The following is a 21523-nucleotide window of genomic DNA, read 5'->3' on the forward strand; positions in this document are numbered from 1 at the left end:
CAGCTGTCGTCATGATCAGCCATCACCCTAACGGGGATCGATGCCGCCGGTGACGTTGTCCCAGCCGGAAAGTGCAATTTCCGCCACGGCTTGCAGCTCGGCGCGATCCGCGCCGTCACGGGCGCGGATGGCCATGCCGCTTTGGACCGTCTGCACAAATCTCGCCAGTTTGGCCGTGTCAGCCGTGGCCTTGAGGTCACCGTCGCTTTTCGCTCTGTCGAAGCGCGCCTTGAGGAGATCGAAACCGCCCGCGCGCGTCGCGCGCATGAGTTCGGCCAGTTCGGCGTGTCCTTCGCTGCCCACGGCTGCAAGCGTCGCCATGCAGCCGTGCGGCAGATCGCGGTCTCCACCAGTCATGGCGAACGCGGAATCCTGGAGAAACGCCAGAGCCGCCTCTCTTGCGGTCGACGCAGCCCTGAAGCGGGTCCAGACCAGCCCTTCATACGTGGTGTAGTAATATTTAAGCGCCTCCGCATAGAGCGCATCCTTCGAACCGAAAGCCGCATAAAGGCTCTTGGTCCCGATCCCCATCGCTTCCGTGAGATCAACGATCGACGTCGCCTCATAACCCTTGACCCAGAACAGTCTGGTTGCGGCGGCGAGTGCGGCAACGCGATCGAATTCGCGCGGCCGGCCTCGCGGGCGCAGGGTCGGTTCTGAATGGTCGGCACAGGGTGAAACGTTATTCTGCATCGACCACTGTATAAATTGATTGACGGCCATTTGCAATGCCGCTAACGATTTATGCATCGATCACTGCATAAAGGAAACGATCATGGAATTGCTTGGAAAGCGCGCACTGGTAAACGGCGGCTCCCGGGGCATAGGGGCCGCGATCGCAATTGCGCTCGCCGAGAAGGGCGCAGATGTCGCGTTCACCTATCAGCGCTCGGCCGACAGGGCTGCATCGGTGGTTCAGGCGATCGAGGAAACGGGCCGGCACGGGCTTGCCATCCAGGCCGACAGCGCCGATGCGGACGCCATCCGTCGCGCCGTCGGCCAGACGGTCGACACGCTTGGAGGGCTTGATATCCTCGTCAATAGCGCGGGCGTCGGGACCGCCGGCATGACTGTGGATCTGGCACTCGCCGACCTGCAGGCCATGCTTGACGTCAACGTTCGCGCGCCGTTCCTGTTCGCACAGGCGGCGATCCCGCACCTGTCCTCCGGCGGCCGGATCATCTCGATCGGTTCGTCTCTGGCGGAGCGTGTGCCCTTTCCGGGTGTGACGGCTTACGCGATGTCGAAGTCCGCGCTCTTGTCGTTTACGCGAGGCCTTTCGCGCGAACTTGGGCCTCAGGGCATCACCGTCAATCTCGTCCTCCCCGGTTCAACGGATACGGACATGAACCCCGCCAATGGGGAGAACGCGGATTATCAACGGAGCCTCACATCGCTCGGCCGCTTTGGCGAGCCCCGCGAAGTTGCCAGCGCCGTCGCGTTCCTGGCCGGTCCAGGGGCAGATCTGATCACGGGTGCGGTTCTCAGTGTGGATGCAGGCTTCAACGCGTGATTTGGCCCCGCATCGTCCGGACGCCGTGTTTTACGGCGTCCGGCTTCCAACGCGTCGCGCGACTAAACCCTGTCCTTTCTGGCAGCGTTTCTTCGTCATGTCACGAAATCAAACCGCCCGAACCTTCCGTCACCGGTCTGCCTGATGTCGAGGAGCAGCGCCTCGTCAAACAACCAGTCTCCGGCATTTTTGGGCTCTCCGGGGAAATAGAGCTGGGTGGTGAGAACGCGCCCACCCGGACGCTGGACCTTGAAATGGAAATGGCGCGTTCGGCCGGGATAAAGCGCGGGGACGATGGTGTTGAACCACCACCGCCCCTGCGTGTCGGTGAACTGGTGTCCGCGCAGGCGGAACCCCACGCTGTCATAGTCGCCTTTCTCATCGGCTTGCCAGATCTCGACGAGGCTGCCGGCCAGAGGCCGGCAGCGATTGTCGAAGACGAAGCCGGCGACGGTTATTCGCTCGCCTCCGGGTGCATCCGGATAGAGATCCCGATTGAGCGGCGAGTTCGGCCTGAAGAAGGGACCGGCTTCCCGCTCCAGGGTCGGTTCGTCTCCATCGTCACATGCGGGGGTAAGCGGCAGCTCGGGAGCGGCCTGCGCATACGCCCTTGTTCTTGCCGCCTCGATGAAAGGCAGCGTCAGAAAGGCAGTCAGAAGCGAGCGTCTGGTGGAGGACAAGACCGGTCTCCCAGTGTGATGGCGGGTTAATCGGCGCGCCGTCAAGGCTGAAGGCGTTGCGCGGCGTTCGCCTGCGCCTCCCGGATAAGGCCTTCATACATATTCTCCTTGCCGGGATACCACGGCATCGTGCCGATGGACCCAAAGCCGGGAATCGTTTCCATATGCGCGACCATGCGGGCACGCATCCGCTCATCGGGAAGCGGGCCCTTCAGCGCCTGGACATTGTCGCTCATATGGTCGGGGTTGGACGTGCCGCAGAGCACGCTCGTGACGGCAGGATGCGCCATGACCCATTTCAGGAAGAACTGCGCCCAGCTCGTCGCTCCGAACTCGGCTGCAAAACCGGGAAGCTCATGGCCCTCGACCACCTTCATCAGGCGGGCCTTTTCGAGCGGCAGATTGATGAGAACGCCGACGCCCTTGTCGGCCGCAGCGGGAAGAAGACGACGTTCGGCGTCGCGGTTGAAGATCGAGTAGTTCGTCTGGATGAAGTCGACATCATCACGCTGGACGATCGCCAGGAGCTGGTCCTGCGCCGCCGACTCGTGGTGGGTCACGCCGACATGGCGTATGAGGCCTTCTTTCTTCCAGGCTTTCATGAGCGGGACGACGACCGGCGCATTGGTAATGCTGTGGCATTGCATGAGATTGATCGTGTCGCGCCATGTGCGCATGCGCGATTGGCGGAAGCTTTCCATCGCGTGGCTTTCGTCGCCGAGATATTCTCCCGTCGACCAGACCTTGTTGGCGAGGAAGATCTCGTCCGAACCGTCGAACTCTCCCATGAACTGGCCGACGCTGACCTCGGCGGAGCCGTAAAGCGGCGACGTATCGACCACACGGCCGCCCGCGGCGACGTACCGCTCGAAGACCTGACGCAAGGCGTCGCGCCGGTCACCGGGCTTCAGGTCGAAGGTGAGGAAGGTGCCGAGACCCAGCGCCGTGACCCTTTCGCCGGTCCGCGGCAAGGTGCGGGTAAGGACGTCCGGGTTTGATCCAGCGGTTGGCGACGCCGCATTCGTTTCCTGGGTTTGCGCCGCCGCGTGGCTGGCAAGCGCCAGTCCTGTCGCCGCCGCGCCCATCGTGCCGAGGAAACCGCGCCTGTTGATCTTTGACTGGTCCATGAGAGTTCTCCTGTTTCCTTAATCGTCAAAACTGCCAGTTGGCGGGGACCCAGGCGTAACCGCCGTCGGTTTTCAGCATCCGGCCGAGGCCGGGGAAGGGAAAATGGAAGCCGAGAACCGGGAGACGATCGGCGGCCGCCCTGTCAAAGATGCGCCGGCGGGAGGCAAGAGCGGTTTCCTTGTCGCGGTCCGGGCCTGGAAGCCACGGCCTGTCGACGTTGACGACGGGGTGATAGGCCAGGTCCGCCGTCAGCAGCAACTGGTCGTTTCCGGAATGGACGAGGAAGGTGGCCATGCCCGGCGTGTGGCCGGATGCGACGATCGTCGTCAGGCCCGGCACGATCTCGGCGCCGGCTTCGTAAAGCTCCACATCGTTCATGAACGGCGCGAGGCTGTTCTTGATGTTTGCGGCGAAGCGCAGGCGGAACTCCTCCGGCACCGGCATGTAGGAGAGATCCGGATCGGTACGGACGAAGAAGTCCCAGTCCGCCTTCGGGACGAAGACCGTGGCGCGGGGAAAGGCCTTGCCGCCATCCGCGGTTCTCAAGTTACCCACGTGGTCAGGGTGCGTGTGGGAGATAACGATCGCGTCGATGTCCGCTGGCGCGAGGCCGACAGCCGCGAGGTTATCAAAGATCTGGCCACCGTTCGGGCCCATGGTCTTGCCGGCTCCGGCTTCGATCAGAATGCGCCGGCCGCCGGTTTCGATCAGCAGCGTGTTGAGGTTGAGTGTCATGTGATCGGCCGGAAGAAAGGCCTGCCGCAGGACCTCCTGAAGCTCGGCTTCCGGCGCATCGCTCGCATAGACACGCGGCGGGCCACCGATCACGCCGTCGCTCAACACTGTCGCGCTGATGTCCCCGACGCGGAAGCGGTAATGCCCGGCATTGCCTGCGAAGGCGGGCGTGGCCTGGGCGTGGGCTGTGCCGGAACCGGCCAGGCCGGGTATGAGCATGCTTGATGCGCCTGCGACGGCGGACAGCATGACAGCGCGTCTGTTGAGGGTGAAGGCATTCATCGGTCTTCCCTTTCGCATTGGCCACGCCCGGCTTCGCTACGCAGGGCCTAAATGACCGGCAAAGGAACCGGATGGAGCGCGGCGTTGAACTCTACGCCAACCATGACATCGGACAATTGATCTGATAAGCTGCATTAAGTTTATCAGCTTGATTAGAAATGCTTCTCAATGAACCCTCTTCGTCTGGACAGCTTCGACGTTTTCGTGGCCATCGTGCGTTGCGGCGGTTTCCGCGCGGCAGCGCTGGAGCGAGGGGTCTCTTCATCGGCCTTGAGCCAAACGATGAATGCCCTGGAAGAGGCTCTGGGTATCCGGCTCCTCAATCGAACGACGAGGAGCGTGTTCCCCACGGAGGCAGGCCAGCGCCTTCTTGAACGCCTGGCACCTGCATTGGGCGATATCAGGCTCGCCATCGCCGAGGTCGATGAACTGCGGGACAGCCCATCCGGCACGCTCAGGATCAACGCGCCCGCGCCTGCCGTCGATCATTTTCTCTGTCCGCTGGTGTTCGATTTCATGGACGCCTATCAGGAGGTGAAGATCGAGATCATCAGCGATGCGGCCGTCATCGATATCGTGGAGCAGGGTTTCGATGCCGGCGTCAGGTTCGGCAAGCAGCTGGCGCAAGACATGATCGCGCTGCCGCTTGGCCCTGCGCTTCGCTACGCCATCGTCGCTTCACCGGATTATATCGGAAGGTGGGGACAGCCGCAGACACCGCACGAACTTGTGGATCACGACTGCATAAGACGCCGGTTCCCGGGCGGCACGCTCGTCACCTGGCAGTTCGACGAGGCGGGCGAAGAGATTGAAGTCACGCCAACGGGCCGATTGACGGTTAGCTCCGCACATAACGAACTGCAAGCTGCGCTGGCAGGCAGAGGGATTGCCCATGTCTTGGATGACTACGCCAAGCCGCATATCCAAACCGGCCGGCTGGTGGAGCTTCTCTTAGACTGGAGCCCCACCCTGCCGCACTGGTTCTTATACTATCCCAGCCGACGCCTTCCAAGCGCCGCCATGCGCGCCTTTCTCGACTACATGAGGAACTATGACTGGCAGGCCAAGACCTGATGCCGTTCCAGCCAGCATTGCGGCAGGAACGGCTTGTCGGCGATGCCTTATTTGACCCGCTGCCATTCGATCCTGATTTCGGTGCCTTCCGGCCGTCGGAATTGCTCGGTCATACGATCGCCATCAACGATAAGCGTGAGATCAGCACGCGTCCGCACGCTGCCGACCCAGTTCGGGAATGTCGACCCTTCGACACGGTTTCCACTGAACTCTCCGTTCTCATCGACGGTGTAGGTTCCGAAAAACCCGATGCTGCGTGACATGGCCGTGCGGTTTTCATCATCCGTTCCCTCGCCGCGCGTGTTGGAAGCAAACGGCGGGATTTCGGCGTCGGTCAAGACCTCCACGAAATGCATGTCAGGCGTGAAGACGAGAAGCCCGTTGGGTTTCTCTCCATAGGCGGCGATATTTTCCCCGCCGGGGTCGATTGTCGCCGATATCATGCGCCAGGTGCCTGCGACCTGATTTTCGGTTGCAGTCTGCGCGAAGGCAGCCGACGAAATGCTGACGGCGACAGCCAATGTGATCGGTCGAATGAACATGTCGTTTCCTCTGCTGTTATGAATGATAGGGTCCCGCCGCTGCGGGGTTCACAGATCCTGCCGATCGGCGGAATTCGCGACATCCCGCTGCGCCTCGAGTGCCGACAGGCGTATGGAAAGCGCCTGCGAGATGGAGGCGTAGGCCGTGCTGCCCAGCGCCAATCGCAGTGGTGGCTCCTCGCTTTCGGCAGCCGACAGGATTGCGGCCACGGTGCGCGCCGCATCCCCCCTGATCTCGAAACTGCCATCGCTGATTGCGCGGCGAACGGCGCCCGCAGGCGTTTCATCATAGGCAGCCATGGGATCCGCACAGACCAGATTGGCTCCGAAGTTCGTGCCCGTCGGTCCCGGCTCGGCGATGATGAAGTCGATGCCGAAAGGCGCCACCTCCTGTGCCACGGCTTCGATGAAGCCCTCGATGCCCCATTTGGTCGCGTGATAGAGGCTGAAGCCCGGATAGGCGATCTGCCCGCCTTCGGACGACACCTGGACGATGCGCCCGCCGCCTTGCTTTCGAAGAAGCGGCAGTGCTGCGCGGATCAAATGAATGGACCCCGTGAGATTTGTGGCGATCTGTCGATCGATCTCGTCGTTCGTCAGCTCTTCCGCCGCACCGAACGATCCGTAGCCAGCATTGCTGACAATGACCTCTATCCGGCCGTGCCTTTGGAAGGCATCTCCGATTGCGAGGCTTATGCTTTCCGGCTCGACCAGATCGAGCTGAACCACGTCCAGGCGTCCGCGGTACGTCTGTTCGAGTTGCGTCAGCGCCCCGCGACGGCGCACGGTTGCGACGACCGTGTGACCCTGCGCAAGCAGTCGCTGCGTCATCTCGAAACCGAGTCCCGAAGAAGCGCCGGTTATGAACCATGTCTTTGGCATGTGATCTCCTTATCTTCCATTCGCAAATGTAGATCCGCCGGATTGGTGATATAAGATTGGCAATTTGAGATGAGATAGTGAGGAAAATTCACGAATGGTGCGCCCCAGACTAAGCGATTTGGCTGCCTTTTCGGCAGTGGCCGATCACCAGAGCTTTCGTAAAGCGGCCGACGTCATGGGTGTTTCGCGTTCCGCCCTCAGCCACGCGATCATCGGTCTTGAGGCGAAACTCGGCGTTCGGCTCTTCAACAGGACGACGCGCAGCGTTTCGCTGACACAAGCCGGCTCACGCCTGCTTGGCCGCGTCAATCCGCTTCTTCAGGATCTCGATCAGGCGCTCGATACGCTTTCGGAGGAACGCGGCACGCCAAGTGGCACGCTACGGATCAATGCGAACAAGAGCGGCGCACGCATCCTTCTCGCCGACGTCGTTCCGCGCTTTCTCGATCTCTATCCCGACGTCGAGCTTGATCTCGTGTCGGAAGGCCGCCTTGTCGACATTGTGGAACAGGGTTTCGACGCCGGAATACGCCTGTTGGAAGCCGTTCCGAAAGACATGATCGCGGTAAGATTCGGCGGCGACGTACGTTTCATCACCGTCGCAGCGCCGTCTTATCTGGACGGCAAGGCCAAACTGCAAACACCCGATGATCTTCATCAGCATTGCTGCATCCGCCAACGTCTGCCGAGCGGCAAGCGCTATCGCTGGGAGTTTTCCAGACGCGGCGCCGAAATCTCTGTCGACGTGCCTGGTAACCTCACCCTCGATGACAGTGATCTTCTCGTGCAGGCGGCGGCGGACGGCCGTGGAATTGCTTATGTGCCGGAACACTTCGCGCGGCCGCTCGTCGGATCGGGCCGGTTGGTGACCGTGCTGGATGACTGGTGCCCGCCCATGCCCGGCCTGGCGCTCTATTACCCGCGCAGCCGGCATGTACCATCACCGCTGCGAGCCTTCATCGACCTCCTGCGGGAGGTGGACAGGTCACGATAATGGGGCGACGCCCGCGTGGCGTCTGCCCCTCTCAGATAGATCGAGAAGAACCTCCCCCGCGATCGCTCTGGCCTGATCGCGCAGCAAAGGCTCGTTCGATATGTCAGGGTGTCGCCGGCTTTCGACGCAAGATCATGCCGCCATGGTGCAAGGTGTTGGCATCGACGAAATCGCCGTCGGCGGTAAAGCCCGTATCGTCCCAGTACTCGATATGCGTTCCGTCGACTTCATAGCGGCCTTCATAGGCTCGTTCGCGCTGGCCGCGCGCTTCGACGTAGCGTCCGTTCGGCAGAAGTTCGTGGCGGACACGGTTGTCGTCGGTGACCCACATGCCGGCGTAGGGATGGTTCGGCTGCAAATTTGTTTCCTGTGCTTCTACGGATTGAAACGAAAGGGTGGCAGTGACGAGGGCTGCGAATGCCGGTCGCATGGTCTGGCTCCTTTAGGCGTTGCTGTTGGCGGTCTGGTGAGGGCGCGAATACGCGCGCGGTGCCGGTCCGGCAGACGCGCAGGTCTGCCGAACCGCAGCATCGGTCATTGGGAACGCGGGGCGTTGTTATCCACGACCTGCTGATAGGCAACAAGGTCCAGGAAGGCTTCCGCATTGACCACGAGGCCGTCCTTCATCTTGAGAATCCAGACGAACTGGTTGCGGTAAGGTGCGCCGGACGTCGTCGTCGCCGTCCCATCGAAGCGGATGATGACGGTGTCGCCGTCGGCAAAGATGTTGTGCACGTGCGGCATGATCGGCGTCGCAAGGCGGCTGGTCAGGGGAAGAGAGGCCTGTTCGACGAAATCCTTCTGGTTTCGATAGGTGCCGGCCACCGGGCCCGAGCCATGAATTGTCCAGACGACGTCGGGGGCGAGGAGTTCCGCAAAGACATAGGTGCCTCCGCGCCATTTTTCGAAGGCGGCCTCGACGATCGCCTTGTTCCGTTGCTCGACCGCGGCGCTGTCCGCAGTTTGCACCTGCGTTGCCGTGGTGTTGGCGATGGCTGGACCCGGCAGGGCGAGCGACAACAATGCCACTGTGATCAGAGCCGTATGGCTCGCGCCGGCCACCCGCTGGCGTGTCGGAAAAATGGTCATGGTATCGATCCTTTCTGTTGCTGGGGACTTGGCGGGGCCTATCGACGAGCAATGAAACCGGATGCACCGTCGATGGGACTCGCGTTTCAACGATCAGTCACGGCGTTCGACCGCCGCACCGCCGAAGATCAGTTGCTGGACAAGGGGACGTTGCGTGAAGCGAGCGGGAAAGACGGGGACCGGCGCGCTGATACGGTCCAGTCGATCCAGTTGCTCCGGCGTCAGCGCCAGATCCAGAGCCTTGAGATTGTCCTCGGCCTGGGCAAGCGTGCGCGCGCCGATGATGGGGGAGACAACGGCCGGGTTGGCCAGCGTCCAGGCAAGCGCCACGCGCGACGGCGTGGAATCGGCCTCTTCCGCGACGGTGCGAACCTCGTTCGCTATGTCGATCGCACGCCGGTTCAGATGCCCGGACGACGCGATCACCCCCTTACGGGTGGCAGACACGGCTGCCTCTTGCGAATCCTCGACATCGGCAAGGGAGTACTTGCCTGTGAGCACGCCTCCGCCGAGCGGCGACCATGGAAGGACGCCGAGCCCCAGAGCCGCTGCCGCCGGCAGAAGCTCGTGCTCGACGGTCCGCTCGACGAGGCTGTACTCGATCTGTAGCGCCACGAAGGAAGACCAGCCTCTGATGTCGGCGAGTGTCTGCATCTGTGCAACGCGCCATGCAGGTGTGTTGCATATGCCGAGATAGAGCACTTTCCCGGAGCGAACGAGGTCATCGAGTGCCCTCATCACCTCGTCCGGCCGGGTCGTCATGTCCCATGCGTGAAGATAAAGAAGGTCGATGCGATCCGTGCCGAGCTGCTTCAGGCTCTGCTCGACGGAGCGAACCATGTTCAGGCGGTGGTTTCCGCCCGAATTCGGGTTGCCCGGGTCGCGTGCCATGGTAAATTTCGTTGCAAGAACGATCCGCTCGCGCTTGTCGGCGATGAAGGTTCCAAGCAGGCGTTCGGCGCCGCCATCTGTGTAGTTAACCGCCGTGTCGACGAAGTTACCGCCCCGGTCGACATATAGATCGAAAATGCGGCGCGCCTCGTTGCCGTCGGCACCCCAGCCCCACTCGGAACCAAAGGTCATCGTTCCCAAGCTCAACGGTGAAACGCGCAAGCCCGACCGTCCAAGAAGTTTATAATCATCAAGCGCCATGTCAGCTCTCTCCTGGTTGCGAGAACCAAGGTAGGCGGCTCGATAAGATCAAACAACTTGCCCAATGATGACCACGCTGGTAAATCTACCTAACCAATGGCGATCGATCTGAACGGCATTTCTGTTTTCCTGGCAATCGCGGAAGCGCGCAGCTTTCGTGTGGCCGCGGAGAATCTGGGCGTCACGCGGCCAGCCATCAGCCAGGCCATCCGTCGTCTCGAAGATCGGCTTGGCGTGGCGCTCGTGCGTCGCACGACGCGCAGCGTCAGCCTAACAGAGGCCGGCGAACAACTGTACCAGCGTGTGGCGCCGGCGATTTCCGAAGTCGGACTGGCGCTCGACGCGACGGTAGACCGCAACAGCGCACCAAGCGGGCTCTTGCGGCTGGCCGTGTCGTCCATCGCCGAACAATTCATTTCCGGGCCGCTTCTGGCGCGTTTCGCGGATGCCTGTCCCGCCGTTCAGATCGACGTGACGGTCACGGACGAGGAGTTCGACATCGTCGCGGAAGGCTATGACGCGGGGGTACGGCTGGGCGAAGTCATCGATCAGGACATGATTGCCGTTCCCGTCTCGGGCGATCAGCGCCAGGGCGCTTTCGCCGCGCCATCCTACATCGAACGTTTCGGCATGCCCGCGCATCCTTCGGAGCTTTCAGCGCATCGCTGTATCGGCTGGCGCCCGGCACCGCACAGCGCACCCTACCGCTGGGAGTTCGGACAGAATGGGCGCGATTTCGATGTGGCAGTCGATCCCCAGATCACCACCAACGACATGTGGCTTATGATCCGCACAGCCTGTGCCGGCGGAGGCATCACCTTTGGCATGGAGGACACCTTCAAGCCCTATGTCGAATCCGGCCAGTTGGTTCCCCTCCTTCAGGACTATTGTCCATCCTTCGCCGGGTTTTTTCTCTATTACCCCAGCCGGCGCAATCTCGCTCCGAAACTGCGTGCGCTCGTCGACCATGTGAAGCGGTGGCGATAGCGCCCATCGTGAAATCGCTGTCGTCTTACCTGGCGCGCTCTCCTTGACATTCGTTCGCTACCTTGCAATTATCGTTAGGTAGCGAACGAATGAGGTTTCAATGCACGATCAGGCGGACACCAAAAATCTCTCCGTGGGCGCCTGGACCAAGCGGTGCTATTTCGCCGGCCGGGCCCTCATGGACGAGCGCCTAAGACCCTTCGATCTGGGGTCCACGCAGTGGTATGTCCTCTGGTATCTCGTCAACAACGGCCCGTCCGTCCAGCGCGACCTCGGTCGCGCTCTGGAACTCGAACGCGCCACCTTGAGCGGAATCATCGCAACGCTCGTCCGCAAGGATCTGGTTGCGCAGACCGCGGATGGCGGCGATCAGCGACAACGTCTGCTGACATTGACGGCGACGGGAGAGGCGCTATGGCGACGGCTCCCTGATCTTTTTTTCATTCACGACGCTGCTTTCGGCGGAATTAACGAGGCTGATCTGGCCACGACCATACGTGTCCTCAAATCGGCGACAGAACGACTGCAGACCCTGTTGAGAAAGGATTGAGCAGATGACCGTACTGATTACCGGGGCCACCGGGCTCGTGGGTGAACGACTTGTCCCGCGGCTGGCCGAGGCCGGCTTTGCCTGCCGCGTGCTGCTTCGGCCAGGCAAGGATTGCCCCGCGGGCGCAACAGGCGTTACGGGCGACATTCTCGACCCTTCGAGCTTGGCGAAAGCCGTCACGAAGATTTCCGCCGTCGTGCATCTTGCGGCCGTCTTCCGCACGCAGGACACCGATCTCATCTGGAAAAGCAATCTCGATGGGACGCGCAACCTGATCGCCGCCGTCAAGGCCCATGCTCCCGATGCGCGCTTCATTATGTCGAGCACCAGCCATGTCTACAACAAGGACAACCCGCATCCGGGACGGGAAGACGATCCGGTCGATCCACAACACGCCTACCCTGCAAGCAAGGTTGCAGCAGAACGGGAGCTGCGTGAAAGCGGGTTGAATTGGTCGATCCTTCGCTTTCCCTTCGTCTATGGTGATGGGGACGGACATCTCGAATCCCTGCCCGATCACGTCGGCACTTGGCATCCGGCACAGCGCATGAGCACGATCCACCATCGCGACATCGCACAGGCGGTCACGCTGGCGCTCAGGGGTGCTTTCGACCAGCGCGTCGTAAACATCGCGGACGAAGCCCCCTCCTCCATCTACGAACTCGCGGGCATCGTCGGGTCCCCCATGAAATCAAGCGCCGAGCCTCTTGCAAATCCATGGTACCTGCATGTCGACACGTCCCTCGCCCGCAGCCTCGGTTTCCGCCCCGGCATAAGGACAGTGTATCAGGCGTGGCAGGAGGGTATTTCGTAAAGGTGATCGCGGTGGCAAACCCATGTGCCACGCGCAGGGGAAAGGTGAGGGAAACACTCTTGTTTTCCTCGGCGCTGAGGATTACAGAGCGCTCATATTTGGTCCCGACCGGAAACAAGGATGAGCGAGACGATGAACACGGTGTTTGTGAGTGCGGCTATCTGCGGCGTTATTGGCATGCTGGCGACACCGGGTTCTGCAGCCTCTACTACCTATCCGCTGACAATCGAGAACTGCGGCGCGACGGTGACCTTCGATAAGGCTCCGGAACGCGCCGTCGGACTTGGCCAGAACAGCGCGGAAATCATGTTACTCCTTGGCCTTGAAGACAAGATGGTCGGCACCGCCTTCTGGCCGAACAAGGTTCTTCCGCAACTCGCAGAAGCCAATGCGAAGGTCAAAGTTCTGACGGTCGAGTTTCCGACCTTCGAAGCCATTCTGGCGCAAACGCCGGATTTCGTGGCAGCCGCCCTGCCCAGCCTGCTTGGCCCGTCAAGCAAGGTCGCCAAGCGCGAGGACTTTGAAAAGGTCGGCGTGCCGAGCTATATCTCGCCGAGCACATGCGTTGCTGAGGGCGTCCGCACGGACAAGTCCGGCTATGGTGATCGCTCGAAGCTCTGGAACCCGGACACGCTTTACCGGGAGATCGACGAGATCGCCCAGATTTTCGACGTGCGCGATCGGGGCGATGCGCTCATTGCCGACCTGAAGAAGCGTGAGGCCGCGCTGCGCGCCGATGCACCGAAGGACGGGAAGAAGCTGTCCTACGTCTTCTGGTTCTCCAGCCCTTCGCCGTCCGCCGACGCCTATCTCGGCGGCAAGAACAGCGCCTCCGGTTATATCGCCGATGTGCTGGGCGGAACGAACGCCATCACCTCCGAGGCCGAATCGCCTGCGCTCGGATGGGAGAGCATCATCGCCAGCAATCCCGATGTCATCGTGGTCGCGCAGGTCGATCGTAACCGCTGGGACCTGGACAAGTCGGAGGCCAAGATCAAGTTCCTGACGACGGATCCCGGCACGAGCCAGATGCCCGCCGTCAAGAACAAGGCGATCGTGGTCATGGACGGCCAGGCCATGAACCCGACCGTACGGACGATCTACGGCGCCGAACAGATCGCCCAACAGCTGAAAACGCTTGGCCTGAAGTGACGACCGAAACCATCCGCAGTTCGTCGGGACGACAACCTCGATACCTCACGGTCGTCGCGGGCATGATCCTGGGCTCGCTCGTGGCCATAGGGCTGGTCGTCGGGATCAGCGTGGGGATCGGTGACATGCCCATCCCGTTGTCGACCACCTATTCGGCCATCACGAACAGGCTGGGCTGGACGATGGTCCAGCTCAACCCCATCCACGAGACCGTGATCTGGGAGTATCGGCTGAGCCGCGCGCTGGTCGCGGTCTTCTGCGGCGCGGGTCTGGCGATGTGCGGCGCGATCATGCAGGCGATGCTGCGCAATCCTTTGGCAGAGCCCTACGTGCTCGGCATCTCCGCCGGTGCCTCGACCGGCGCCGTGGCGGTCGTCATCCTCGGCATTGGCGCGGGCGCCTTCTCGCTTTCGGCAGGCGCATTTGCCGGAGCCTTCGCCGCATTTCTGTTTGTGGCACTTCTGTCCAACGGAGCACGCGGCGGAGCGGACAGAACGATCCTGGCGGGCGTTGCGACATCGCAGCTCTTCAATGCGGCAACGTCTTACATCGTCACCACCTCAGGTAATGCCCAGCAAGCCCGCGACGTGATGTTCTGGCTGCTTGGCAGCTTCGGCGGCGTTCGCTGGCCGGAATTCTGGCTGGTCTCCATCGTTGTTGGATTGGGATTGATCGTCTGCCTCTTTTACGCTCGCGTGCTTGACGCCTTCGCCTTCGGTGACGAAGCTGCCTCCTCCCTCGGGATCGACGTTGGTCGAACGCGGATCATTCTCTTCGCGCTGACGGCAATCATGACTTCGACCATCGTCAGCATGGTCGGAACGATCGGCTTCGTCGGGCTGGTCGTTCCGCATGCCGCCCGCTTCGTGGTGGGTCCCCTTCACGCGCGGCTCCTGCCTGCCTGCGCGGTCACGGGTGCGGTGTTCATGGTTTTGGCCGATATTGCCTCGCGTACGCTCATTCCCCAGCAGGTGCTGCCGATCGGCGTCGTCACCGCACTGGTGGGCGTCCCCTTCTTCTCGATCATTCTCTACAAGCTCCAGCGGGCATCATGAGCATCAGGGCGGAAAATCTGGTCTGGAAGGTCGGCGCGAAGACGATCGTCGACGATGTCTCGCTCATTACCAAGCCCGGTGAAATGCTGGGATTGCTGGGGCCGAACGGCTCGGGCAAGACCTCGCTGCTGCGGCTGCTGGCGGGACTGAAGCGGCCTTTTTCGGGGCAAGTCATGCTCGACGGGCAAAACATCGGCAGGATCCGCCGACGCGCGATCGCACAGCGCGTGGCCTTTATCGAGCAACACGCAACAACCAACGCCAATCTCAAGGTCGTGGATGTCGTCAAGCTTGGCCGTTTCCCGCATCGATCGATGTTCTCCGGGTGGACCAGCGATGACGATGCTGCCGTCAACAATGCGCTTGATCGAACGGAGCTGACCGCGAAACGGAACGACACCTGGCAGAGCCTGTCGGGTGGGGAAAAGCAACGCGCCCACCTTGCCCGGGCGCTTGCCCAGTCCCCGAAAGAGCTCATCCTGGACGAGCCGACGAACCATCTGGACGTCCATCACCAGATCAGCCTCTTGCGGCTCGTTTCCCAGCTTGAGGTGACCAGCATCATCGCGCTGCATGACCTGAACCATGCCGCCATGTTCTGTGATCGGCTGCTTGTCATGAAGGCGGGAAAGATCGTTGCGTCCGGGGCGCCTGAAGACGTGCTGACCCGCGAGCTGCTCGGCGACGTCTTCTCCGTGGAGGCGCACGTATCGCCCTCCCCCTATCATGCCAGGCCGCACATCCATTTCGTGCGGTGATCGACGCGGTTTGCCAGCCGCCGACGGTCGTCCAAATTAAAAATCAGAATCACGCATTTCGATATTGCTAATCTTCACCCTTCACTTAATATGGCGTTAAGTGAAGGGTGAGGCCGTGAACGAGATTTCGGTAACCGCGGACAATCAGTCGGGAATCGGCGAGAAGGTGAAGGCCTTCCGTACCGCCCGGCGCATGTCGCTTCGGGCCCTTGGCGACGCGACGGGCACCACGGCGAGTTTTCTCAGCCAGCTCGAACGGGGCCTGAGCGGCGTCAACATCAGCACGCTGATGCGCATCGCCGGCGCGCTCGGCATCAGCCTGACCGATCTTTTCGACGACGGCTCACCGGCTGTCGGCCGCGTACTGCGCAAGGCGGAACGTCCGGCGCTGCCGCCGGCGGAAGGGTATCGCAAGATGCTGCTGTCCCGGCGCCCGATCCGCGACATGGAAGTCTATATCGGCGAGTTCGATCCGGGTGGCTCGACGGGTGACAAACCCTATAGCCACGGGGATTCGCAGGAACTCTTCTTCGTTATCCGCGGCGAGGTGGAACTCACCCTCGGCGAGGAGCGCCATATGCTGTCATCCGGTGACAGCATTGAATATCCAAGCTCGGTTCCGCACAAGACCGTCAATATCGGCACGGAAACCGCTGAAGTCATCTGGATGATCGCGCCGCCCACCAGCGTCGCGGATGAACTCGACCAATACCTGCCCCGGCCCGGCTCGTAGCCCCGGCAGGAACAACGTAACGCGAGCGCTACTGGGAGTATCAACATGAAAAAAATTTCGAGGGCCTTGGCCCTAACGATGACGTGCGCCCTGGCGTTGCCGGCATTCGCACAGGACAAGCCGGTCGCAGGCGAGGTCAAGGAAGGATCGCTGAAGGGCAAGACCCTGACCTTCGTGTCCTATGGTGGCATCTATCAGGATGGTCAGGTCGCCGCCCTCAAGGAATTCGTCGACAAGTCCGGCGTGACGCTGTTGAACGACGGCCCGACCGAAATCGCCAAGCTGAAGGCGCAGGTCGATGCCGGGAACGTCACCTGGGACGTGGTCGATACCGCCGACCTGCCACCCTATGTCCATTGCGGCACCCTCTTCCAGAAACTTGATCTTTCCAAGCTCGACGTCTCGAAGATCCCCCAGGGCCAGGTCGGCGAATGCTCGGTTCCGGCGATGAACTACGGCGTCGTCCTCATGTACAAGAACGAGGCCTACAAGGATAACCCGCCGAAGAGCTGGGCCGACTTCTTCGACACCGAGAAGTTCCCGGGCGTTCGCGCCATCGACGGCTCGGGCGATCCGACCGGCGGCCTGATCGAGCAGGCTTTCATGGCGGCCGGCGGCGATCCGAAGGCGATGACACCAGACGATATCGAAAAAGGCATCCAGAAACTGCGCGATCTCGGCCCCGACACGATCTACTGGAAAACCGGCGCGGAGAGCCAGCAGCTTGCCGAATCCGGCGAAGCCGACATGATCATGATGTGGACCGGCCGCGCGATGACGGCCGTCAAGAACGGCGCGGCCTATACGCCGGTCTGGCAGGATTGGCTCGTCGTCATGGACCAACTGACCATCCCGGTGGGCGTCAAGGATACGGATGCGGCCTATGCGCTCATCAACGCCTATCTCGGCGCGAACGCGCAGGCCGTGCTCACGGAAAAAACCTCCTACACGCCCATCAACATGGACGCGAAGCCGAAGGTCGACGAGGCGACGGCTGCCTTCCTCACCTCGACGCCCGAACGCAACGCGCAGGGTTATCAACAGAACATCCCGTTCTGGGTGAAGAACTTCGATCTCGCCGCCGAGAAGTGGAATGCGCTTCTTTCCGGCAACTGAGCCGATCGCCTGCCTTGCAAGCCCGGTCGCGCCGGGCTTGCTTTCCAAACGGGAGATGATGATGACAGCCACGCCCGATGACGGCCAGCGAGCCGGTACAGCCGTCGACGCCGCGCACTCGCCGTTCCTGCCGCGTTTGCGCCCGCGGGGCGCGGTGTGGCTGACCGCTCCTGCCGTTCTGGTGCTGCTCGTCGCGCTTGCCTATCCACTTGGTATCGTGGTCTGGCGCTCCTTTTCCGATCCGGCGATCGGCATTGACAACTACGTCTGGTTCTTCCAGTCGGCCGTCAACCGCACCGTCTTGCAGAGGACCTTCGTCGTCGCCGCCTGGGTCACGCTCGCCAGCCTCATCTGCGCCTATCCCTACGCCTATGCCATGACCATCGTCGGCAGGAACATGCGGCTGGCGCTCATCCTGTGCGTGCTGGTGCCCTTCTGGCTCAGCGGCGTGGTGCGCACGCTCGCATGGGTCATCCTCCTGCAGGATTCCGGCGTCATAAACTCCATCCTGCGCGGCATCGGCCTCTCGCCCGTAAAGCTCATCCGCACGCTTCCGGGCGTCGTCATCGGCATGACGCAGGTCCTGTTGCCCTTCATGATCCTGCCGATCTATTCCGTGATGAAGGGCATAGACACACGTCTGCTGCAAGCGGCGCGGAGCCTGGGTGCCCGGCCCTGGAAGGCATTCCTCCAGATTTACGTTCCGCTCTCTCTGCCCGGCGTTTACGCCGGCGCGATCATCGTCTTCATCCTCTCGCTCGGCTTCTACATCACGCCGGCGCTGCTGGGTGGCCCGCGCAGCATCCTGTTATCGTCGCTCGTGCAGAACCAGGTGCTCAGCCTGCTCAACTGGGGGCGCGGCGGCGCCATGGGTGTCGTGCTCCTCGTCGCCACTTTCGTGCTGCTCGCCATCGCCGCTCCGTTGATGCGCCAGAAACACACATCCTCGCGCAAGGAGGCGTGACCATGCCGTCCTTCCCGCGCATTCTTCTCGGACTCTTCTGCCTGCTCGTGGCGATCCTGCTTCTTGCGCCGACACTGGTCGTCATTCCGATGTCGTTCAACGCAAACAAGTCACTCGCCTTCCCGCCCGTCGGCTTCAGCTGGCAGTGGTACGGAAATTTCTTCAGCAGCCCGGATTGGACGACGAGCTTCTCCAACTCGCTGATCGTGGCCATCATCGTGGCCGTCGTGGCGACCGTAATCGGCACGCTCGCGGCCTTCGGTGTCAGCCGCGCCGCCGCGCGCACGGGCGGCCTGCTGCGTGCATTGCTCATCACGCCGATGGTCGTGCCCGGCGTGGTGCTAGCGATCGGCATTTATGCGGTCTATCTCGATACGCACCTCGTCGGCACCGTCACCGGCTTCGTGCTGGCACACACCATGCTTGCCATTCCCTTCGTGCTGATCGCCGTGCAGGCGAGCCTCGAGGTCTTCGACCGCCGGCTGGAAACGGCAGCCTCCAGCCTGGGCGCCGGCCGCCTGACCGTGTTCCGTACGGTGACGCTGCCGCTGATCCTGCCGGGCGTGCTATCAGGCGCGCTCTTCGCCTTCATCACATCGTTCGATGAGATCATCGTCGCGCTGTTCATCACCAGCCCCTATCTCAAGACGCTGCCGGTGCAGATCTACACGTCGATAACGCGCGACGCTGACCCAACGGTCGCGGCCGTCGGCACGCTGCTCTTCCTCGCCACGTCGCTCATCATCATCGCCGGCCTCCTCTTGGGCATGCGCCGCGAAAGGACCTGACCATGCCTGTTTCCCAACGCTCCGCGGGTGCCGCGATCGAAATTCGAAGGGCCTCCAAACGCTACGGTCGCTTCACGGCACTCAACGACATCGACCTGCATATCCGTCCCGGCGAATTCATGACCCTGCTCGGTCCATCGGGCTCCGGCAAGACGACGACGCTGAACCTGATCGCAGGCTTTACCGACATCACCTCAGGCGTACTCGAAATCGGCGGAAAGAGCGTCACCGGCCTGCCCTCCCACAAGCGCAACATCGGCGTGGTCTTTCAGCACTACGCCCTCTTCCCGCACATGACGGTGGGCAAGAACGTCGCCTATCCGCTGACGCTGCGCGGCATCAAGGGCGATGAACGCGACAAGCGCGTCCACCGTGCCCTGGACATGGTGAAGATGGCCGACTTCGCCCATCGCTACCCGAGCGAACTTTCGGGTGGCCAGCAGCAGCGCGTGGCGCTCGCCCGCGCACTCGTCTTCGATCCGCCGCTTTTGCTGATGGATGAACCGCTTGGTGCGCTCGACAAGAAGCTGCGCGAGTGGCTGCAACTGGAGATCAAGCGCATCCATCGTGAACTCGGCACCACCTTTGTATATGTCACGCACGACCAGGAGGAAGCCCTGGTGCTGTCCGACCGTATCGCCGTGTTCAATGGCGGCCGGATCGAGCAGATCGGCACGGGGCGGGAACTCTATGACAGCCCGGCGACGCTCTTCGTCGGCCGCTTTATCGGCGAATCCACAATTTTGCGCGGAACCGCCGAGATTTCAGGCGGCGACACGGTCATGACCATCGGTGGCCAGAAGGTTCTCGCGCATGGCCATCTGGCCGGTGACGGGCGCCCGGTCATCCTTCTGCGGCCCGAGCGTTTGGCGCTGAAGCGCACCGGCGCGGATATCGTGTCCGGCGAGAACCGTCTGGCAGGTACGGTCGTGGAAGCGATCTATCTCGGCTCCGGCTCGAAATATGAAATCCGGCTGGCCGACGGCACCACCGCGGTCGTGCGCAGCCCGCTGGGCTCCGCGGATTTCGCGATCGGCGACACCGTCGACGTTACCTTCCTGCCCTCCGATCTTATCCTCCTCCCCGACGATGCCAGCGCCGACGTGACGCTGACCTGAACCGAAAGCTCTGCCATGGACGTCAAGACCAACGGTAACATCTCCTTCTGGTATGCCGATATCGGCGGCTTGCCGCTGAAGCGTTCTCCCCTGCCCGGCGACCGCACCGCCGATGTCTGCATCATCGGCGCCGGCTATACGGGCCTGTGGACCGCCTACTATCTGAAGAAGGCCAATCCTTCGCTCGACATCGTCGTCGTGGAGCGCGAATTCGCCGGCTTCGGCGCATCCGGCCGCAACGGCGGCTGGCTTTCCGGCGGGTTCGGATGGTCGCGCGAAAAATACCTGAAGACATCTACCCGTGGCGCCGTTGTCGACATGCAGCGTGCCATGGCGGGTACGGTCGACGAGGTGATCCGGGTGGCGGAAACGGAAGGCATCGATGCCGATATCCTGCGCGCCGACAACCTGACCGTCGCCACCAACCAGCCGCAACTCGACCGCGCGCGGGAGGAGTATCAGTTCTATCTCGACTGGGAGATGCCGCCCGAGCAGATCGAAATGCTGTCGGCTGAAGAGGCCGCGAAACGCATCCGCATCGCAAACGTGAAGGGCGGCTTCGTCATTCGCGATATGGCGCGCGTGCAGCCGGCGAAGCTCGTGCGCGGGCTCGCCGCGGTGGTCGAGCGGCTTGGCGTTCCGATTTTCGAAGGCACGGCCGTCACCGTTTTCGAGAAGGGCCGCGTGACGACCGATCGCGGCACGGTGCACGCACCCGTCATCATCCGTGCCACGGAAGGTTTTACCGCCGGCCTGCCGGGAGAAGAGCGCACCTGGCTGCCGCTCAACAGCGCGCAGATCGTCACCGAGCCCGTGCCTGACGCGCTGTGGGAGCAGATCGGCTGGGAGGGGCATGAACTGCTCGGCGATGCCGCGCATGCCTATTGCTACGCCCAGCGCACCCGCGAGGGCCGCATCACCATGGGCGGACGCGGCGTGCCCTACCGCTTCGGCTCGCAGACCGACGTCAACGGCCAGACACAACAGGCAACCATCGAAGCGCTGCACGCCATCCTGACGCGCCTGCTGCCGCAGACGAAGTCGTTGAGGATCGACCATGCCTGGTGCGGCGTGCTCGGCGTGCCGCGCGACTGGTGCACGACGGCCGGCTTCGACCGGCAGACGGGGATCGGCTGGGCCGGCGGCTATGTCGGCCTCGGCGTCTCCAGCTCCAACCTTGCCGGGCGCACCCTCGCCGATCTCGTCCTTGGCCGGGAAACGGCGCTGACCGGCCTGCCGTGGGTCAACCGGACGGTGCGCAAATGGGAGCCAGAGCCATTCCGCTGGCTCGGCGTGCATTCCATGTACCAGCTCTATCGAATTGCCGACGAACGCGAATTCGCCGGCCTTGCCCAAACATCCAGGCTCGCCGCGATCGCGGACGCTATTACCGGCCACTGACGCCTTTCAAGGACAT

Annotated in this window: 24 protein-coding genes; 15 read left to right on the top strand and 9 right to left on the bottom strand. The window is 62.2% G+C overall.

Annotation, left to right across the window (positions count from 1 at the left end):
* Nucleotides 1-27: 27 nt before the first annotated feature.
* A complete protein-coding gene (locus K6301_RS19805) occupies nucleotides 28-693 on the bottom strand; it encodes a TetR/AcrR family transcriptional regulator (RefSeq protein WP_247222452.1) in 666 nt (221 codons plus the stop codon).
* A 79-nt stretch (nucleotides 694-772) separates the two neighbouring features.
* On the opposite strand from K6301_RS19805, the gene K6301_RS19810 reads away from it, so the two are divergent.
* Complete coding sequence (locus K6301_RS19810) at nucleotides 773-1513, top strand: SDR family oxidoreductase (RefSeq protein ID WP_247222453.1); 741 nt, start codon at nucleotides 773-775, stop codon at nucleotides 1511-1513.
* A 95-nt stretch (nucleotides 1514-1608) separates the two neighbouring features.
* Here K6301_RS19810 and K6301_RS19815 read toward each other — a convergent pair whose 3' ends face one another.
* From K6301_RS19815 to K6301_RS19825, 3 genes are read right to left on the bottom strand one after another with little or no spacing between them, the layout of a single operon-like run.
* Nucleotides 1609-2193, bottom strand: coding sequence for a dioxygenase family protein (locus K6301_RS19815; RefSeq protein ID WP_247222265.1), 585 nt, complete (start codon nucleotides 2191-2193; stop codon nucleotides 1609-1611).
* 41 nt (nucleotides 2194-2234) lie between these two features.
* Nucleotides 2235-3320: an aldo/keto reductase gene (locus K6301_RS19820; RefSeq protein ID WP_247222266.1), complete on the bottom strand. Its 1086-nt coding sequence runs from the start codon at nucleotides 3318-3320 to the stop codon at nucleotides 2235-2237.
* A gap of 25 nt (nucleotides 3321-3345) precedes the next feature.
* Nucleotides 3346-4338, bottom strand: coding sequence for an MBL fold metallo-hydrolase (locus K6301_RS19825; protein ID WP_247222268.1), 993 nt, complete (start codon nucleotides 4336-4338; stop codon nucleotides 3346-3348).
* Between the two features lie 168 nt (nucleotides 4339-4506).
* Here K6301_RS19825 and K6301_RS19830 point away from each other — a divergent pair, with 168 nt between their 5' ends.
* Nucleotides 4507-5412: a LysR family transcriptional regulator gene (locus tag K6301_RS19830; RefSeq protein WP_247222270.1), complete on the top strand. Its 906-nt coding sequence runs from the start codon at nucleotides 4507-4509 to the stop codon at nucleotides 5410-5412.
* A 47-nt stretch (nucleotides 5413-5459) separates the two neighbouring features.
* Here K6301_RS19830 and K6301_RS19835 read toward each other — a convergent pair whose 3' ends face one another.
* Nucleotides 5460-5954, bottom strand: a complete 495-nt coding sequence (locus K6301_RS19835; RefSeq protein WP_102761913.1) for a lipocalin-like domain-containing protein — start codon at nucleotides 5952-5954, stop codon at nucleotides 5460-5462.
* A gap of 48 nt (nucleotides 5955-6002) precedes the next feature.
* Nucleotides 6003-6836: an SDR family oxidoreductase gene (locus K6301_RS19840; protein ID WP_247222271.1), complete on the bottom strand. Its 834-nt coding sequence runs from the start codon at nucleotides 6834-6836 to the stop codon at nucleotides 6003-6005.
* Nucleotides 6837-6930: 94 nt separating this feature from the next.
* On the opposite strand from K6301_RS19840, the gene K6301_RS19845 reads away from it, so the two are divergent.
* Nucleotides 6931-7830: a LysR family transcriptional regulator gene (locus tag K6301_RS19845; protein WP_247222272.1), complete on the top strand. Its 900-nt coding sequence runs from the start codon at nucleotides 6931-6933 to the stop codon at nucleotides 7828-7830.
* A 103-nt stretch (nucleotides 7831-7933) separates the two neighbouring features.
* On the opposite strand, the gene K6301_RS19850 is transcribed toward K6301_RS19845, so the two are convergent.
* From K6301_RS19850 to K6301_RS19860, 3 genes are all read right to left on the bottom strand, one after another.
* The gene (locus K6301_RS19850; protein WP_134646417.1) at nucleotides 7934-8260 is read right to left on the bottom strand and encodes an Atu4866 domain-containing protein; all 327 of its coding nucleotides are present in this window, start codon (nucleotides 8258-8260) and stop codon (nucleotides 7934-7936) included.
* 104 nt (nucleotides 8261-8364) lie between these two features.
* Nucleotides 8365-8919, bottom strand: coding sequence for a nuclear transport factor 2 family protein (locus K6301_RS19855; RefSeq protein WP_247222273.1), 555 nt, complete (start codon nucleotides 8917-8919; stop codon nucleotides 8365-8367).
* Nucleotides 8920-9012: 93 nt separating this feature from the next.
* On the bottom strand, nucleotides 9013-10071 hold the full coding sequence (locus K6301_RS19860) for an aldo/keto reductase (RefSeq protein ID WP_247222274.1): 1059 nt from the start codon (nucleotides 10069-10071) through the stop codon (nucleotides 9013-9015).
* A 96-nt stretch (nucleotides 10072-10167) separates the two neighbouring features.
* Here K6301_RS19860 and K6301_RS19865 point away from each other — a divergent pair, with 96 nt between their 5' ends.
* From K6301_RS19865 to K6301_RS19920, 12 genes are all read left to right on the top strand, one after another.
* Nucleotides 10168-11058, top strand: a complete 891-nt coding sequence (locus tag K6301_RS19865; protein ID WP_247222275.1) for a LysR family transcriptional regulator — start codon at nucleotides 10168-10170, stop codon at nucleotides 11056-11058.
* Between the two features lie 100 nt (nucleotides 11059-11158).
* Nucleotides 11159-11608, top strand: a complete 450-nt coding sequence (locus tag K6301_RS19870) for a MarR family winged helix-turn-helix transcriptional regulator (RefSeq protein ID WP_247222276.1) — start codon at nucleotides 11159-11161, stop codon at nucleotides 11606-11608.
* Between the two features lie 4 nt (nucleotides 11609-11612).
* A complete protein-coding gene (locus K6301_RS19875) occupies nucleotides 11613-12422 on the top strand; it encodes an NAD-dependent epimerase/dehydratase family protein (protein WP_247222277.1) in 810 nt (269 codons plus the stop codon).
* 132 nt (nucleotides 12423-12554) lie between these two features.
* Complete coding sequence (locus tag K6301_RS19880; protein ID WP_247222454.1) at nucleotides 12555-13574, top strand: ABC transporter substrate-binding protein; 1020 nt, start codon at nucleotides 12555-12557, stop codon at nucleotides 13572-13574.
* Nucleotides 13575-13636: 62 nt separating this feature from the next.
* On the top strand, nucleotides 13637-14629 hold the full coding sequence (locus tag K6301_RS19885) for a FecCD family ABC transporter permease (protein ID WP_247222455.1): 993 nt from the start codon (nucleotides 13637-13639) through the stop codon (nucleotides 14627-14629).
* On the top strand, nucleotides 14626-15387 hold the full coding sequence (locus K6301_RS19890) for an ABC transporter ATP-binding protein (protein WP_247222278.1): 762 nt from the start codon (nucleotides 14626-14628) through the stop codon (nucleotides 15385-15387). Before K6301_RS19885 ends, K6301_RS19890 begins: the two co-directional genes overlap by 4 nt.
* Before the next feature lie 115 nt (nucleotides 15388-15502).
* A complete protein-coding gene (locus K6301_RS19895) occupies nucleotides 15503-16120 on the top strand; it encodes a helix-turn-helix domain-containing protein (RefSeq protein WP_247222279.1) in 618 nt (205 codons plus the stop codon).
* Nucleotides 16121-16198: 78 nt separating this feature from the next.
* Nucleotides 16199-17236: an extracellular solute-binding protein gene (locus tag K6301_RS19900; RefSeq protein ID WP_425475429.1), complete on the top strand. Its 1038-nt coding sequence runs from the start codon at nucleotides 16199-16201 to the stop codon at nucleotides 17234-17236.
* Nucleotides 17237-17294: 58 nt separating this feature from the next.
* The gene (locus K6301_RS19905) at nucleotides 17295-18200 is read left to right on the top strand and encodes an ABC transporter permease (RefSeq protein WP_425475435.1); all 906 of its coding nucleotides are present in this window, start codon (nucleotides 17295-17297) and stop codon (nucleotides 18198-18200) included.
* 2 nt (nucleotides 18201-18202) lie between these two features.
* Entirely contained in the window at nucleotides 18203-18988 is a 786-nt protein-coding gene (locus K6301_RS19910) for an ABC transporter permease (protein ID WP_247222283.1), read from the top strand.
* 2 nt (nucleotides 18989-18990) lie between these two features.
* On the top strand, nucleotides 18991-20106 hold the full coding sequence (locus tag K6301_RS19915; protein ID WP_247222284.1) for an ABC transporter ATP-binding protein: 1116 nt from the start codon (nucleotides 18991-18993) through the stop codon (nucleotides 20104-20106).
* Between the two features lie 15 nt (nucleotides 20107-20121).
* On the top strand, nucleotides 20122-21507 hold the full coding sequence (locus tag K6301_RS19920) for an NAD(P)/FAD-dependent oxidoreductase (RefSeq protein ID WP_247222285.1): 1386 nt from the start codon (nucleotides 20122-20124) through the stop codon (nucleotides 21505-21507).
* Nucleotides 21508-21523: the final 16 nt, after the last annotated feature.

The organism is Shinella oryzae (assembly GCF_023038235.1).
Lineage (GTDB): Bacteria > Pseudomonadota > Alphaproteobacteria > Rhizobiales > Rhizobiaceae > Shinella > Shinella sumterensis.

What these genes read in the sequence shown, in the direction of transcription:
- K6301_RS19805 (WP_247222452.1), bottom strand. Translation starts at nt 693, where the DNA reads ATGCAGAATAACGTTTCACCCTGTGCCGACCATTCAGAACCGACCCTG.
- K6301_RS19820 (WP_247222266.1), bottom strand. Translation starts at nt 3,320, where the DNA reads ATGGACCAGTCAAAGATCAACAGGCGCGGTTTCCTCGGCACGATGGGC.
- K6301_RS19825 (WP_247222268.1), bottom strand. Translation starts at nt 4,338, where the DNA reads ATGAATGCCTTCACCCTCAACAGACGCGCTGTCATGCTGTCCGCCGTC.
- K6301_RS19830 (WP_247222270.1), top strand. Translation starts at nt 4,507, where the DNA reads ATGAACCCTCTTCGTCTGGACAGCTTCGACGTTTTCGTGGCCATCGTG.
- K6301_RS19835 (WP_102761913.1), bottom strand. Translation starts at nt 5,954, where the DNA reads ATGTTCATTCGACCGATCACATTGGCTGTCGCCGTCAGCATTTCGTCG.
- K6301_RS19840 (WP_247222271.1), bottom strand. Translation starts at nt 6,836, where the DNA reads ATGCCAAAGACATGGTTCATAACCGGCGCTTCTTCGGGACTCGGTTTC.
- K6301_RS19845 (WP_247222272.1), top strand. Translation starts at nt 6,931, where the DNA reads ATGGTGCGCCCCAGACTAAGCGATTTGGCTGCCTTTTCGGCAGTGGCC.
- K6301_RS19850 (WP_134646417.1), bottom strand. Translation starts at nt 8,260, where the DNA reads ATGCGACCGGCATTCGCAGCCCTCGTCACTGCCACCCTTTCGTTTCAA.
- K6301_RS19855 (WP_247222273.1), bottom strand. Translation starts at nt 8,919, where the DNA reads ATGACCATTTTTCCGACACGCCAGCGGGTGGCCGGCGCGAGCCATACG.
- K6301_RS19860 (WP_247222274.1), bottom strand. Translation starts at nt 10,071, where the DNA reads ATGGCGCTTGATGATTATAAACTTCTTGGACGGTCGGGCTTGCGCGTT.
- K6301_RS19865 (WP_247222275.1), top strand. Translation starts at nt 10,168, where the DNA reads ATGGCGATCGATCTGAACGGCATTTCTGTTTTCCTGGCAATCGCGGAA.
- K6301_RS19870 (WP_247222276.1), top strand. Translation starts at nt 11,159, where the DNA reads ATGCACGATCAGGCGGACACCAAAAATCTCTCCGTGGGCGCCTGGACC.
- K6301_RS19875 (WP_247222277.1), top strand. Translation starts at nt 11,613, where the DNA reads ATGACCGTACTGATTACCGGGGCCACCGGGCTCGTGGGTGAACGACTT.
- K6301_RS19880 (WP_247222454.1), top strand. Translation starts at nt 12,555, where the DNA reads ATGAACACGGTGTTTGTGAGTGCGGCTATCTGCGGCGTTATTGGCATG.
- K6301_RS19885 (WP_247222455.1), top strand. Translation starts at nt 13,637, where the DNA reads ATGATCCTGGGCTCGCTCGTGGCCATAGGGCTGGTCGTCGGGATCAGC.
- K6301_RS19890 (WP_247222278.1), top strand. Translation starts at nt 14,626, where the DNA reads ATGAGCATCAGGGCGGAAAATCTGGTCTGGAAGGTCGGCGCGAAGACG.
- K6301_RS19900 (WP_425475429.1), top strand. Translation starts at nt 16,199, where the DNA reads ATGACGTGCGCCCTGGCGTTGCCGGCATTCGCACAGGACAAGCCGGTC.
- K6301_RS19905 (WP_425475435.1), top strand. Translation starts at nt 17,295, where the DNA reads ATGATGACAGCCACGCCCGATGACGGCCAGCGAGCCGGTACAGCCGTC.
- K6301_RS19910 (WP_247222283.1), top strand. Translation starts at nt 18,203, where the DNA reads ATGCCGTCCTTCCCGCGCATTCTTCTCGGACTCTTCTGCCTGCTCGTG.
- K6301_RS19915 (WP_247222284.1), top strand. Translation starts at nt 18,991, where the DNA reads ATGCCTGTTTCCCAACGCTCCGCGGGTGCCGCGATCGAAATTCGAAGG.
- K6301_RS19920 (WP_247222285.1), top strand. Translation starts at nt 20,122, where the DNA reads ATGGACGTCAAGACCAACGGTAACATCTCCTTCTGGTATGCCGATATC.